The following is a 14138-nucleotide window of genomic DNA, read 5'->3' as shown; positions in this document are numbered from 1 at the left end:
TAAGCGCTCCAAAGTAAGCGCCTCAAACCACGGGCACGCGCCGGGCGGCGACCGCCGCCGGTGAATTGACGTCGATGTCGAGCGGGACGCGCCAGCGCTCGGTCAGCCGCACGCGCGGTGCTTCGTTGCGCGGGTCGGCGCCGTCGATCACAAAACCCTCAAAACCGTTGCTCATGACCTCGTTGCATTTCTGCACGTAGATCGGGAAGCCGCCGATATAGGGCATGAAGACGCGCGGCCGGCCCGGGATGTTGGCGCCGACATACCAGGAACTGCAGGTCGACCGCAGCGAGATTTTTGACACCTCGTTGACGTGCTCGACCCATTCATCCTGATATTGCTCGATGGGCTCGATTGTATCAGCGCCGATGTCGCGGATATGCGCCATGCAGTCGGCCATCCAGTCGACATGCTGTTCGATCGCCTGGATCATGCTCGCCAGCACCGACGGGCTGCCCGGCCCGGTGATGGTGAACAGGTTGGGAAAGCCTACGGTCGCGACGCCGAGATAGGCGCGGGGGCCGGCGCGCCATTTCTCGGCGAGCGTCTGCCCGTTGCGGCCGGTGATGCGGATCTTGTCGAACGAGCCCGTCATTGCCGCAAAGCCGGTCGCGGAGACGATGGCGTCGAACGGATATTCTGACCCGTCGACCTCGATGCCTTTGCTCGTAAAACGTTCGATCGGCGTCCTGGACACGTCGACCAGTTTCACATGCGGCAGATTATAGGTTTCGAAATAGCCGGTATCGACGCACAGACGCTTGCAGCCGAACACGTTGGAAGGACACAGCAGCTCGGCGGTCGCGGCATCCTTGACGATGCCGCGGATCTTGTTGCGCGCGAATTCGGCGATGGTGTCGTTGGCTTCCTTCTCGAACAACAGGTCGCCGAAGGCGCCGAGGAACGGCAGCCCGCCGCGTTCCCAGGCTTCTTCATATTGCCGCTCGCGTTCCTCTGGCGAGGCCTCCAGTGCCGGCTTCATGTTGAAGGGGAAATAGAAGCCGGTCGGCCGCGCCCGCGCTTTCGCCCGGAGTGCCGGATAATCGGCCTTGATCGATTGGCGGTATTCCGGCGTCAGTTTTGCGTTCCAGGCCGGCACGGAATAGGTCGCGGTGCGTTGGAACACGGTAAGCGCTTGTGCCTGCTCAGCGATGATCGGAATCGACTGGATCGCCGACGATCCGGTGCCGATGACGCCGACGCGAAGCCCGGTGAAATCGACCCCTTCATGCGGCCATTCGCCGGTGTGATAGACCGGCCCCTTGAAATCCTCGCGTCCTTTGAAGGGCGGATGGTTTGCCGCCGACAGGCAGCCGATCGCCATGATGCAGAATTTGGCGAACACCCTGTCGCCGCGGTCGGTTTCGATGCGCCAGCCTTTGGCGGCTTCGTCAAAACCTGCGGAGGTGACGCGGGTGTCGAACAGGATGTGTTGGCGCAGATCGAAGCGGTCGGCGACATGGTTGGCGTAAGCCAGAATCTCCGGCTGCGGCGCGTATTTCTCCGACCAGTCCCATTGCTGGTCGAGTTCTTCCGAGAACGAAAAGGAATACTGCATGCTCTCGACGTCGCAGCGCGCGCCGGGATAGCGGTTCCAGTACCAGGTGCCGCCGACGCCGCCGCCGGCCTCATAGACCCGCGCGGTGAAGCCAAGCCCGCGCAGGCGATGCAACATGTACATGCCGGCAAAGCCCGCGCCGACGATGACGGCGTCAAACACCGCATCAACCTCGGCCGGACGTTGTTGTTGATCTTGCTTGCCCGCAACCATGCGCTTTTCCCGGTGAAGACGAAAGCTGCGCCTACATCAGACCAAAGCGCTGGAATCGTCAATCGCGCCACCGCATGGGCGGGTTGCGTACGGTCGCGGCGGTTCGTGGATTTCAGAAAACCTGTTGCAGCGCGGCCGGAGTCAGCCCGGCCTGCGCGGCATCATGTCTCAGAGCGTCTTGAGGTACTCGATGATCGCCTTGCGCTCGTCGGGAGCCAGTTTCTTGCCGATCACGCCCTTGGTCTTCGGTGGCTTGTCAGCGAATTCGTGGCCTGTGTTCCAGTTTCCGCGGATCGAGGTGTCGAATTCGAAGCCGTTGGTGAGCTTGTCGTATTTGTAGCCGAGATTCACCGGATCGTACTCGCGGTTGCCGAGATAGAATTTCTTCGGCCTTTCGTCGACCGGGGACAGCAGCGCGTAGACATTTGGAACCGAACCGTTGTGGAGGTAGGGTGGGGTCGCCCAAACGCCGTTCAGCGGACGGACCTTGTAGACCAGCTCGCCCAGGATCTCATTGGGCATATTGCCGTTCATGGCGTTGCGCTGTTTGTCGTCCAGTTTCCGCTGGTCATAAATGACGTTGACGGTCTTCGCGACGAGAAGCCTGAGCGCGTCAGCGAAATCGCTTTTGTCGATACCGAGATGCGGAGGAATCGCGACCCTCCGGTTGATCATATCCGCAGCCTGGGCGGGATCGGTGCCGATATGCTCGATCGGGATGTTTTCGATCTTGAGGATCGGCTGACCGATCTCGTTTTTGGTCCACCAATCCTTGTTGTTGAAATCGAAGAAAGCCTTGGTCGAGACCGGCGGACGGTGACATTCCTGACAATGCACCTTGTAGAGTTCGCCGCCCTGGGCCGCGAGCTTCTCGTCGATCGGCGGCAGGATGTCGCTCGGCCAGCGCGGTGACTTGAGGCCCGAGAAGCCTTTTTCCAGGCTCGGCGGATTGCCGGCGATCATTTGCTCCATTTCGTTGAGGCTGTCGACGTTGACGCTCGATTTGAACAGGCCCTTCGACGGGTCGAGCAGATTGAGCTCGGCCGATACGCCCAGCGATTCGCCGGCATTGCGCACCATCGGCTGCATGATGGAGCCGTTATACTGCACCCAGTCGAACCACGGCGTGTTCCAGATCCGCGGGTAATGCACCGGCGCCGAGGAGCCCGCGTAATTTTCCGGCTTCTTCAGGTCGATAGAAAACACCTGATTGCCGATCCGGTTCAGCGCGTCCAGCCGACCATAACCTTCGAGGACGCTCTGGGAAGCGACGGCCTCCTCGAGATTCTTGACGGCCTTCAATTGCGTGAGGACCTGGTCGATCTGGTATTTCAATATCTCGCGATCCGCGACCGCCGAGTCCGGCCCCAGGATCCGCTCGGCGAACCGATCGAAGCGCGTGGGTATCAGTCGCGTAAAGAGCAGCGCCACGCCCATTCCCTGCTTCAACTTGAACAGGTCGGTCAGCGCCGGTCCGCCGTCGACGATGACAGCGGTGTCCTTGTAGGTGAACCGTCCGGTATGGCAGGCCGCGCAGGTCAGGCCGACGCCGGTCATGTCCTGTTTGCTGCGCGGGTTGCGCCAGGGCGCGCCCGACGGGTCGAGCATCGGGCCGCCCTGCGCAATGCCGATCGGCAGCGCCTTCTTGCTGGGGACGATAGTGTCTGGAATGAAGCCGTAGCGATCGAGATAGGCCGGGTCGTTGAAGGGGCCGGCGTCGGTGAAGACCAGCCACGGGATCGTCGGCTGCTCCAGCGCCATGAACCATTCATAGGGCATGCCGAAGGTCCGCGTTCCCTGGTCGGCGTGGTAGAACCAGCTGAGTCTTTCCTTGGCGATGCCCTGGTCGAGCCAGACGGTCTTCTTCGGCTGCGGGTACTCTGCGATCCTGACGTGAAGGTTTTCCCAGAGCTTCGCGACGTCATCCTTGAAGGCGGCATAGGCGCCGCCGACGATCAATGCTGCGACAACAAGTTTCGCAATCGTCTTGCCTCGCATGATCAGCCCCTTGTTCAATTGCGCCGCCTGAGCGCGAAATATGCGTATCTCATTAAAAAATCGCCAAACACGTATTCAGCCTTGGCGTGCGATCAAATATTGCGCCATCTTATAGTAGCATAAGCCGGCTGTCCATAAAGCCGGTTTTGCGCGTTGTGCCGTTTTGCTGCAGCGGAAGGTGCCGCTTCGAATCCGCCGGGTCGGTTCGCCGAACGCGTTTGCACGCGCCGCCGCTGAATGTAGAATCAAGCGATAGCATATCCCGGGATCGCCGATTTGACAGCCGCCACAGCGCAACCGCTCAAAATCGAAATCACCTCTGCGGACCCGGTGTCCGCGTTGCTGATCCATCCGTCGCAGGCGCGCGCGTGTTACGTGTTCGCGCATGGGGCAGGCGCCGGCATGGCCCATGCCTCGATGGAGACGATCGCGACAGGTCTTGCCGACCGCGGCATCGCAACGCTGCGCTATCAGTTTCCCTACATGGAAAAGGGCAGCAAGCGGCCGGATGCGCCTGTTGTGGCGCACGCCGCCGTGCGGGCCGCGGTGGCGGAAGCGGCGCGAAATTGCGTCGGGCTGCCGCTGATCGCGGGCGGAAAATCGTTCGGCGGGCGCATGACCTCGCAGGCGCAGGCGATCGATGCCTTGCCGGGCGTTCGCGGGCTCGCGTTCTTCGCCTTTCCGCTGCATCCGGCGGGAAAGCCATCCAGCGACCGCGCCAAACATCTCGCTGAAGTCGATATCCCCATGCTGTTCCTGCAGGGGACGCGCGACGCGCTGGCGGAATTGAACCTGCTCGAACCTGTCGTAAAAGGGCTGGGCAAACGGGCGACGCTGCACCTGGTAAAGGATGCGGACCACTCTTTTCACGTGCTGGCGCGCTCGGGCCGCAACGACCGCGAGGTGATGTCCGAGGTGCTGGATGCGTTCGCGGCGTGGGCCGGCAAGATCGGCGCAGGATAGCGTTGGCGAAGCGCGCAGCGGATGCTAATCAGGCCTATGGCCAAGATCCTCATCGTTAATCCCAATACGACCGCGTCGATGACGAAAACCATCGGCGAGGCTGCGCGCGCGGTCGCGGCATCAGGCACCGAGATCGTCGACGTGACGTCGGCGATGGGGCCGGTCTCGATCGAGGGATTTTATGACGAGGCCTTCGCCGTTCCAGGCCTGATCCAGGCGCTGTTGAACGCAAGGGATGCCGATGCCGGCATCGTCGCCTGCTTCGACGACACCGGCCTCGATGCGGCGCGATCGGTCGCGCCGTTTCCGGTGGTCGGGATTTGCGAGGCCGCCTTGGTGACAGCGGGGCAACTGGCAAAACGCATCGGAATAGTGACCACGCTGCCGCGTTCGATCGTGCCGCTGGAAGAACTGGTGCGGCGCTATGGCTTTGCGGAACGGGCGCACGTCACCGCCTGCAATGTCGCGGTGCTCGATCTCGAAAAGCCCGGCTCCGGCGCGGAAGAGAAACTCGACGCCGAGATTGCGCGGGCGCTGGACAAGGGCGCGGAAGCCATCGTGCTCGGTTGCGCCGGGATGGCCGATCTTGCGGCAAAGCTGTCGCAAAAATTCGGTGTCCCCGTCGTCGACGGCGTCGCGGCCGCGGTGAAGCAGGCCGAGGCACTGGTCGGCTTGAAGCTCACCACATCGCGGCGCGGTTCCTACGCGCTGCCGGGCGCAAAGGACTATACCGGCCTGCTGGCACCGTTTGCGCCCAAGAGTTGAGAAGAATTGAGAAGGCTTCAGGCTGACTGCGGCGGGCCGTAGATCTTGTCGCGCAGCCGCCGCATGCCGGCCAGCCAGCGTTCCCGGCTGGAAGCCTTGCGCAGCATGTATTCGGCGACCTGCGGGTGCGACAGAATCAAGAACCGTTCGGCCTCCATCGCCTCGATCACCATGCGGGCGACTTCGGGCGCCTGCAGCACGCCATCGACCCGGGCGGCGCTGGGGCCGGGTGTCGTCATGCCTGTTTGTACCGACTGCGGGCAAAGCACCGACACGCAGATGCCGCGGTCGCCATATTGAATGGCGAGATGCTCGGCAAGCGCCACGGCGGCATTCTTGGTGACGCCGTAGGGCATGGAATTCAAGGACGCCAACAGGCCGGCGGCGGATGCGGTGTTGAGCAGATAGCCTGATCCCCGCGCCAGCATGCCCGGCACCAGCACGCGTGCCGCGAACACGTGGCTCATGACATGGACCCGCCAGCTGACGTCCCAATCGGCATCGGACGCGCTTTCCTGTCCCTTGCGTGACAGGCCGGCGTTGGAAAAGAACACGTCGACCGGGCCATATTTGTCCTCGGCCGCCGCGATCAGCGCCTTGACGTCTTCTTCAAGGCCGACGTCGGCGGTGACAGCCAATCCGTCGATGTCACCGGCGACTTTCGCCAGCCGGTCGCGCGAGGTTTTCAGGTCGGCAACGACCACGCCACGCGCGCCGGCCTCGGCATAAGCACGCGCGACCGCTTCGCCAATGCCGCTCGCGGCGCCGGTAACGACACAGACCTTGCCTTTGACATTCATGTTGCAGCTTCCCTCTTTGTTCGGCGTGTTCCGCGCGTGGTGTTCAAGTACGGTAAAGCCCCTTGTCGCGCGCCTGGCGAATTGCGAGTCCCGCCATCAAATCGAGCATCGGCGTCGAAAGCCCGGCCGTCCGCGCGAATGCGGCGGGTGCGCGGACCAGCACATCGATCTCCATGGCGCGGCCGAGCTCAAAGTCCTGCAGGATCGACGGCTTGTGGGCGGGCGCGGGGCCGGAGCGCGTGACGCGCTTGACCTCGGGGTAACAGCTCTGGGCGATGCTATTGGCTTCATCCAGCAAACGCGGGATCACCTCGGCGAGCGCCGGTTCGTCCCGGACGCCGCGGGCGGTCTGGCCGGTGAGCAGACACAGCACCGACATCGACATGTTGGTCAGGAGCTTGGACCAGATCGCTTCCCTGATCTCGGCGACACCGGGCGATTCGATAGAAGCTTCATTGAGCGCTGTGCGCAGCCGCGCGATCCGCTCGCTGTGGCGGTCGTCGCATTCGCCGATCAGGAGCCGGTTCCGATCAGGCGAGAGATTCGCGACCACACCGGGCGCGATGATCTCATTGGATGAATAGATCACGCCGCCGATAATCCGCGCCTTCGGGATTGCGGCGCGCAGCCGCCCGCCCGGATCGAGGAAAGCGAGATCCGGCGTCGGCGGATGTGTTGCGGGAAGTCCGATATCGTACCACCAGGGAATTCCGTTCTGGGCCAAGACCACGGCGGTATCGTCGCGCAGCAGGGATTGCAGACCGGCGGCAAGCGCGTTGACCCCCGTCGCCTTCAGCGTGCTGATCACGACGTCCTGCGGACCTAGATCAGCCGCGTCGTCGGAGGCGGTCACTTTGGCTTTGAACTCGGCCTCGCCGACACGCAGCGCCAGGCCGTTGGCCCTCACGGCTTCGAGGTGCGGGCCGCGCATCACGCAGGAAACGTCGTGTCCGGCCAGCGCCAGCCGCACCGCGAAATGGCTGCCGACGGCGCCCGCACCGAAAACGCATATCCGCATCGAGTTGATATCCTGCTGAAGGGAACCGTGAGGCGCCAGTTTCCACAAGCTTGCACCGCAGCGCAACCGCCGATGCCGTTTGCATCGCTGGCATCACCGAAAGGGATAGATCAATTGCCGGTGTGGCGGCATATTGCCTGACGAAACAACTGCAACCAAAAAAGGACCGTCAATGTCTGCCAATCCGGTTTTGTGGGATCTCGATCAACGCGGCGTCGCGACGGTCACGCTGAATCGCCCGGAAGTGAACAACGCCTATGACGCCGGCCTCATCAACGGCGTGCTCGCGGCGATGGATGAATTGGGCAAAAAGCCCAATCTTCGCGTCGTGGTGCTGAAGGGCAACGGCAAGCATTTCCAGGCCGGCGCCGACCTGAAATGGATCAATGGCGTGCGGCCGAAATCGCCTGAAGAGAACGAGGCGGTGTCACGCGCCACATTCGAGGCGGTGCAGCGGCTCAATACGCTGCCGATCCCAACGGTGGCGCTGGTGCAGGGCGGCTGCTTCGGCGGTGGCACCGGCGTGATTTCGGCTTGCGACGTGGTGATTGCCGCCGACAATGCGCTGTTCTCGATTACGGAAGTCCGCTGGGGCCTCACCGCCGCGATTATCATTCCGCAGCTTTGCGATGCCATCGGCGTGCGCCAGGTGCGCCGCTACGCGCTGACCGGCGAACGCTTTGGCGCCGAAGACGCGCGCCGCATTGGTCTGGTGCACGAGGTGGTGCCGCTGGCGGACCTGGAGACCGCGGGCGCCAAAGTCGTGGAGCAATTGCTGGCTAACGGCCCCGAGGCGCTGGCCGAAACCAAGGCGCTGGCGCTCGAAAGCTCCTTTGGCGGCATGAGTGTCGACGACGAGGCCTATGCGCGCCTGGTCAAAATGCATTCGGATCGGCGGCGGACATCGGAGGCGTCCGAAGGGCTGGCCTCGTTCGCCGAAAAGCGCGCGGCGAACTGGAGCGGCAAGGGATAGTTTCGCGACTCAGCAGCCCCGGCAGATGCCGTTCACGCTCCGGTAGACTTCGGCATCGTCGCGCCGCATCTGCTGCAGCGATTCGATCATCCGAGCGTTGGTACTGCGCGTGTCGGAGATGGCGGGGTCGGGCTTGCGCTTGGCGGCCAGCGCCGCTTCCTGCCGCGCGTAGCAGGCTTCGCGCTCGGGCTTGGCCTGGATGAACCGGCATTGCTCCACTTCCGCCAGCGCGGGCGCCGCGCCGAATATGAGTCCGAGCAGGAGGGAAGCGAGGATTCTCAAGACGGTCAGTCCTTTCGTCCCCACTTTCTCAATTCCGCGCAGCGGGGGCAATGTCTTCCGTCTCTATTTCAACCGTTTGACACGTAGCCAAAATCGCCCGTGAAGGGCATGATGCCGGCGCTTCAGCCGGGAACCCCAAATTGCCCTCCAAAACCATCGAAGAACCTGCGCACCAAATTCCGCTCTATGGCGAATATGACGTCGCCGTGCTGGGCGGCGGGCCTGCGGGCATTGCTGCGGCGGTCGCCGCCGCCCGCGCGGGGCGGCGCACGCTGTTGATCGAACGCTATGGCTTCCTCGGCGGCATGGGCACGGCGGCGGGCGTCACCAATTTCTGCGGGCTGCATGCCAATGTCCACGGCGAGATGCACCGGGTGGTGCAGGGCGTCGCCACGGATTTGTTGGCGCGGATTGACCGGCTCGACGGGCTCAACGCGCCGCATCTGATCCTGGGAAAAATTTTCGCGCAGGCCTATGACACCGCGGCCTACAAGATTGCCGCCGACGATCTCCTGGCCGCCCACAAGGTCGACATTCTCTTTCACGCGCTCGGCGCCGGCGTGGTGATGCATGACGACAGGCGCATCAACGCGCTGATGGTCGAGACCAAGGCGGGCCGGCAGGCGGTGCGCGCGGGCATCTACATCGATTGCTCCGGCGACGGCGATCTCGCCGCCTGGGCCGGCGCGCCGTTCGAGGTCGGCGATAACGCCGGCAGCATGCTCTACCCATCGATGATGTTCCGTCTCAACGGCATCGACCCCGAAAGAGCCGGCGATGCCTGGCGCACGATCCCGGCGCTGATGGAAAAGGCCGAGGCCGCAGGCACGCACAAGTTTCCGCGCAAGGCCGCGATCGTCCGGCCACAGCGCCACGGGATCGAATGGCGGGTGAATTTTACCCAGCTCGCGCGCGAGGATGGCACGGCGGTGAACGGTCTCGAACCCGATGAGATGACGCGCGGCGAGATCGAGGGCCGCCGCCAGGCGGTAAAGGCGTTCGAGTTCCTGCGCACCGTGCCCGGCTTCGAACAATCCTACATCGTCGATCTGCCGCCGCAGCTCGGCATCCGCGAGACCCGCCGCGTCGTCGGCGGCTACATGCTCTCCGGCGAGGACGTGCTCGGCTGCGCCTCGTTCGAGGATTCCATCGGTGTCAATGGCTGGCCGATGGAATCCCATGTCGCGGGCGACGTGGTCTTCAAGTTCCCGCCGATCCCGGAATCGCGCGGCTTCAATGAGCTGCCGTATCGGATGCTGGTGCCCGAGGGTATCGACAACCTGCTGATGGCCGGGCGCTGCGCCTCGATGACCCATGACGGCCAGTCGGCGGCGAGGGTTTCCGGTGCCTGCTTTGCGATGGGCGAGGCGGTTGGGATCGCTGCCGACCTGGCGCTATCAGGCAACACGATTCCACGCGACATTGCCGTTGAAAAGTTGCAACAAGCATTGCAACAACAGGGCGCCTTTATTGGCCGCGGCCAGAACCTGCCCGAAGGGCTGTAAAAGAAGTTACGGAGGAAACGGAATGATGGGATTTGCACGGCTCGCTGTGGCTGCCCTGCTGGCGATCGCGGCAAGCGGGGTCGCGCGGGCCGATGATGCGCTGAAGGCCAAGATCGGCGTGCTCAGGCTGTCCTCGTCAGCGCCGGTGTTCATCGCGCAGGACAAGGGCTATTTCCGCGAGGCCGGCCTCGATATCGAACTGAAATTCTTCGACGCCGCACAACCGATCGCGGTGGCGACCACGTCAGGCGACGTCGATTTCGGCGTTACTGCGTTCACCGCGGGGCTTTATAATCTCGCCGGCAAGGGCACGCTGAAGGTGATCGGCGGCATGAGCCGCGAGAAGGCCGGCTATCCCCTGATTGGCTATTTCGCCAGCAACAACGCCTATGCCGCCGGACTGAAGACGCCGAAGGATCTCGCCGGAAAACGCATCGCTGTGACGCAGGTCGGCTCCAGCTTCCACTATTCGCTGGGGCTGCTCGCCGATAAATACGGCTTCAAGCTCGCGGACATCAAGGTGCTACCGCTGCAGTCGCTGTCGAATGCCGCCGCGGCGCTGAAGGGCGAGACCGTCGATGCGGCGCTGCTCCCGGTTTCGACCGCGCGCACGCTGATCGATTCCGATGGCGCCAAATTGCTCGGCTGGGTCGGCGACGAGACGCCGTGGCAACTCGGTGCCGTGTTCGCTTCGCCGAAAGCGCTGGCCAATCGGGCGCTGGTGACGAAATTGCTGGCCGCACTGGTCCGCGCCGACCGCGAGTATCATGACGTGATCCTGGCCTCCGTGAAGGACGGCAAGGCCGCGATCAACGACAAGACGAAACCGCTGCTGGAAATCATCGCCAAATACACCAATCTTCCGGTCGAGCAGGTGGTCGGCAACTGCGCCTATATCGATCCCGACGGCAAACTCGACGTCAAGAACGTCGCCAACCAGATCAGCTGGCTGCAGGAACAGGGTTTCGTCGACAAGGGATTTGGCGTGGATGCGATTATCGCCAAGGAATATGTGAAGGCAGATTGATTTGAGGTTTACCTCTCCCGCTTGCGGGGGAGCATAGGCCGCCGTTGGCGGCCGTGCTTAGATAGGAACGCCGAAGCCGGGCTTCGGCTATGGCGCTCGCTAGAGCGCGGCGGGTGGGGGAAGGTCTATCCGCTCGGCGAGCCTGCCGTGGGGAGAGACCCCCACCCCAGCCCTCCCCCGCAAGCGGGAGAGGGAGCGCAGCGGTGCAAGGATTCGAAATGGACCTGATCGCCGACCATATCAGCCACCGCTTCGGTACGCTGGACGTGCTCGACAACGTCTCGTTCACCGTGGGCGCGGGCGAGGTGGTCGCGATCGTGGGACCCTCCGGCTGCGGCAAGAGCACGTTACTGTCGATCCTAGGCGGCCTGCTGCGGCCGAGCGAGGGCCAGGCCGAACTGCGTGGCGCGCCGCCGGCGGGCAGCCTCAACCCGCTGACCTTCGTGTTCCAGGATTTTGCGCTGCTGCCGTGGTGCACGGTGGAAGCCAATGTGGAGTTTCCGCTGGTGCATACGGTGCTCGGGATAAGCGAACGCCGCGCCGTGATCGACGACGCGCTGCGCCGCACGGGGCTCACCGATTTTCGCGGCGCCTACCCGAAGCAATTGTCCGGCGGCATGCGCCAGCGCGTCGGGATTGCGCGGGCGCTCGCGGTGCGGCCGGCAATTCTATTGATGGATGAGCCGCTGTCGGCGCTGGATTCGCAGACCCGCGAATTGCTGATGGAGGATTTTATCCGCCTGCTCGCCGATGGTTCGATGGGCGCGGTCTATGTTACGCATAATCTGGAAGAGGCGGTGCGGCTCGCAGACCGCATCGTGGTGCTGTCGCGCCGTCCCGGCCGCGTCCGCGAGGTCGTGACCATCCCGATGACGCGCGACGAGCGCGGCGACATCAATGCCCGCGGAAAACTGCTCGCGATACAAAATGATCTGTGGTCACTGATCCGCGAGGAGGCGATCGACGCCGAGCGTGAGGTCCAGCATGCTTGACCGCGCGCCGCAGGGGACGCAGGACGAGGCCACGCCGCGGCCGGTGGCGTTTCGCGGCGCGGGTTTTACGCCGAGCGCCGGCCGCTATTCCGGCTGGATCGCGCTGGCGCTGGTGATCGCGCTCTGGCAACTCGCGGGTAGCGCCGGCTGGGTCAATGCGCTGTTCCTGCCGCCGCCCTCGGCGATCGTTGCGGCGATCTACAAGCTCGCGCTATCGGGCGCGCTCTGGCAGCATCTGTCCTGGTCGGTGATGCGGATCGGATCGGGCTGGATCCTAGGCACCGCTGCCGGTGTCATCGTCGGTTTCGGAATCGGGCTGTCGACGCTGGCGCGCGGCGTCGGCATCACCTTCATCTCGGCGCTGTTCCCGATTCCCAAAATCGCGTTGCTGCCGCTGCTGATCCTGTGGCTCGGGATCGGCGAGGAGCCGAAGATCGCGACCATCGCGCTCGGCGTGTTCTTCTCTACCGCGATCTCGGTCTATAGCGGCGTCGACGCGGTGCCGCGCAATCTGATCCGGATGGCGCAGAGCTTTAACGTGCCGTTCCACCTGATCGTGCGCCGGGTGATCTGGCCGGGCGCGCTGCCCTCGATCCTCGCGGGCTTCCGCATTACAGCTTCAGTGGCGCTGCTGCTGGTGGTGAGCGCCGAGATGATCGGCGCCCAATACGGCATCGGCGCCTTCGTGCTGCAGGCCGGCAATCTGATGCAGACCGATCAGCTGCTGGCGGGGGTTGTGATCCTGTCGGTGTTTGGGCTGGTGGTGGGGAAGGGGATCAATTTGCTGGAGGCAAGGCTGCTGCATTGGCGGTGATGGATGTCGTCCCGGCGAAGGCCGGGACCCATACCGCGTGATCTATCGAGGGGCTGAGGTGGCTAACACTTTCCGCAAAACGACCGCCGGTGGCTATGGGTCCCGGCTCAAGGCCGGGACGACAGCGGTGGACGCATCACGCATTCCCGCGGTCTTCGCGGAACAGGTCGAGCTTCTGCTGCACCGGACGGTCGGAGAAGCTGAACAGCACCGAATCGACGTCGGCCTCGTGGGTGACCCATTGCCAGCTCGGCACCACGAACAGGTCGCGCGCGCCCCACTCAAACGTCTGCTCGCCAATGCGCGTGCGGCCCTTGCCCTCGATCGCCGCGAACACGGTCGCGTCGGTGGAGCGATAGCGCGCGGTTTTAAAGCCCTTCGGCAGCATCTGGATGAAGGTGCCGATGGTCGGCATCGCGAATTCGCCGGTTTCGGGGTTGGAGAATTTCAGCTTCAGCCCGTGGCAGGCGTCCCACTCGTTGCGGATCTTGGCCTGCTCCAGCGCCTCGCGGGTGTAGCTGTAGGGATAGTTGAAGATCGGTGAGGTCTTCGACTTTCGCTTCTCGTCGACGGGGAGGAGGTTGCGTCCGTAGCGGGCAAAGCTGTCGCCGGAGGGGCGTGTGATCTTCTGCTGGTCCTCGTTCGAGCCTTCGGCAAAGGACGCATCGAAGAACTGCACCATCGGAATGTCGAGTCCGTCGAGCCAGAACATCGGCTCGGAGGTTTCGTTGGAATGATCATGCCAGGTCATCGACGGCGTGATGACGAAATCGCCGGGCTCCATCAGCGTCTTCTCGCCGTCGACCGCGGTTGCCGCCCCCTTGCCTTCGAGCACGAAACGCAACGCCGACTGGCTGTGGCGGTGCGCCGGGGCGACGTCGCCGGGGACCACCATCTGCACGCCGGCAAACAGCGAGGTCGTGATCTTCGACTGGCCGCGCAGGCCCGGATTTTCCAGCACCAGCACCCGACGCTCGGCTTCCTTGGCGGTGATCAACTTGCCGGCCTCGGTCATGTAGTCGCGGATCTGGTCGAACTTCCACAGATGCGGCCGGCAGGCGCTGCGTGGTTCGGGCGTGATCAGATCACCCATCACGTTCCAGAGTGCGGAGAGGTTCTCACCATCGATCTTCTTGTAGAACGCCTCGCGTTCCGGGGTCTTCTGCACGGCTTCCATGGATAGCCTCCCGTTAGTCTTGTTCGTCCGGTTCTTGTCATCTGTCTTGATTG

At 63.6% G+C, this 14138-nt stretch carries 13 protein-coding genes; 7 read left to right on the top strand and 6 right to left on the bottom strand.

Translation table 11 applies throughout. The annotated features are described in order from the left end of the window. Nucleotides 1-22: 22 nt before the first annotated feature. On the bottom strand, nt 23-1771 hold the full coding sequence (locus tag JQ567_RS25410) for an NAD(P)/FAD-dependent oxidoreductase (protein WP_212441342.1): 1749 nt from the start codon (nt 1769-1771) through the stop codon (nt 23-25). A gap of 168 nt (nt 1772-1939) precedes the next feature. Continuing rightward, the gene (locus JQ567_RS25405; RefSeq protein WP_212441341.1) at nt 1940-3769 is read right to left on the bottom strand and encodes a di-heme-cytochrome C peroxidase; all 1830 of its coding nucleotides are present in this window, start codon (nt 3767-3769) and stop codon (nt 1940-1942) included. A gap of 276 nt (nt 3770-4045) precedes the next feature. On the opposite strand from JQ567_RS25405, the gene JQ567_RS25400 reads away from it, so the two are divergent. Both JQ567_RS25400 and JQ567_RS25395 read left to right on the top strand, forming a co-directional pair. After that, complete coding sequence (locus tag JQ567_RS25400) at nt 4046-4732, top strand: alpha/beta family hydrolase (protein ID WP_212441340.1); 687 nt, start codon at nt 4046-4048, stop codon at nt 4730-4732. A 36-nt stretch (nt 4733-4768) separates the two neighbouring features. Further along, nucleotides 4769-5497 carry an aspartate/glutamate racemase family protein gene (locus JQ567_RS25395; RefSeq protein WP_212441339.1) on the top strand — a complete coding sequence of 243 codons (729 nt, stop codon included), beginning with the start codon at nt 4769-4771 and terminating at the stop codon, nt 5495-5497. 17 nt (nt 5498-5514) lie between these two features. Here the strand turns inward: JQ567_RS25395 and JQ567_RS25390 are convergent, their stop codons facing one another. Then, entirely contained in the window at nt 5515-6297 is a 783-nt protein-coding gene (locus JQ567_RS25390; protein ID WP_212441338.1) for an SDR family oxidoreductase, read from the bottom strand. A 43-nt stretch (nt 6298-6340) separates the two neighbouring features. Then, on the bottom strand, nt 6341-7315 hold the full coding sequence (locus JQ567_RS25385) for a ketopantoate reductase family protein (RefSeq protein ID WP_212441337.1): 975 nt from the start codon (nt 7313-7315) through the stop codon (nt 6341-6343). Between the two features lie 172 nt (nt 7316-7487). On the opposite strand from JQ567_RS25385, the gene JQ567_RS25380 reads away from it, so the two are divergent. Beyond that, nucleotides 7488-8288, top strand: a complete 801-nt coding sequence (locus JQ567_RS25380; protein WP_212441336.1) for an enoyl-CoA hydratase-related protein — start codon at nt 7488-7490, stop codon at nt 8286-8288. A gap of 9 nt (nt 8289-8297) precedes the next feature. On the opposite strand, the gene JQ567_RS25375 is transcribed toward JQ567_RS25380, so the two are convergent. After that, a complete protein-coding gene (locus tag JQ567_RS25375; protein ID WP_249165707.1) occupies nt 8298-8621 on the bottom strand; it encodes a hypothetical protein in 324 nt (107 codons plus the stop codon). A gap of 89 nt (nt 8622-8710) precedes the next feature. Here JQ567_RS25375 and JQ567_RS25370 point away from each other — a divergent pair, with 89 nt between their 5' ends. From JQ567_RS25370 to JQ567_RS25355, 4 genes are all read left to right on the top strand, one after another. Further along, nucleotides 8711-10075 carry an FAD-dependent oxidoreductase gene (locus JQ567_RS25370; protein WP_212441335.1) on the top strand — a complete coding sequence of 455 codons (1365 nt, stop codon included), beginning with the start codon at nt 8711-8713 and terminating at the stop codon, nt 10073-10075. Between the two features lie 22 nt (nt 10076-10097). Beyond that, nucleotides 10098-11102: an ABC transporter substrate-binding protein gene (locus JQ567_RS25365; RefSeq protein ID WP_212441334.1), complete on the top strand. Its 1005-nt coding sequence runs from the start codon at nt 10098-10100 to the stop codon at nt 11100-11102. 218 nt (nt 11103-11320) lie between these two features. Then, a complete protein-coding gene (locus tag JQ567_RS25360; protein WP_212441412.1) occupies nt 11321-12094 on the top strand; it encodes an ABC transporter ATP-binding protein in 774 nt (257 codons plus the stop codon). After that, nucleotides 12087-12908 (top strand): ABC transporter permease, encoded by an 822-nt coding sequence (locus JQ567_RS25355; protein ID WP_212441333.1) that lies wholly within the window; start codon nt 12087-12089, stop codon nt 12906-12908. Before JQ567_RS25360 ends, JQ567_RS25355 begins: the two co-directional genes overlap by 8 nt. A gap of 136 nt (nt 12909-13044) precedes the next feature. Here the strand turns inward: JQ567_RS25355 and gtdA are convergent, their stop codons facing one another. Further along, on the bottom strand, nt 13045-14085 hold the full coding sequence (gene gtdA, locus JQ567_RS25350) for a gentisate 1,2-dioxygenase (protein WP_212441332.1): 1041 nt from the start codon (nt 14083-14085) through the stop codon (nt 13045-13047). Between the last annotated feature and the right edge of the window lie 53 nt (nt 14086-14138).

The sequence above is a fragment of the Bradyrhizobium sp. AUGA SZCCT0431 genome, assembly GCF_018131065.1.
GTDB lineage: Bacteria > Pseudomonadota > Alphaproteobacteria > Rhizobiales > Xanthobacteraceae > Bradyrhizobium.
The sequence above is the reverse complement of the archived record's forward strand: the minus strand, read 5'-3'. Positions and strand labels throughout refer to the sequence as shown.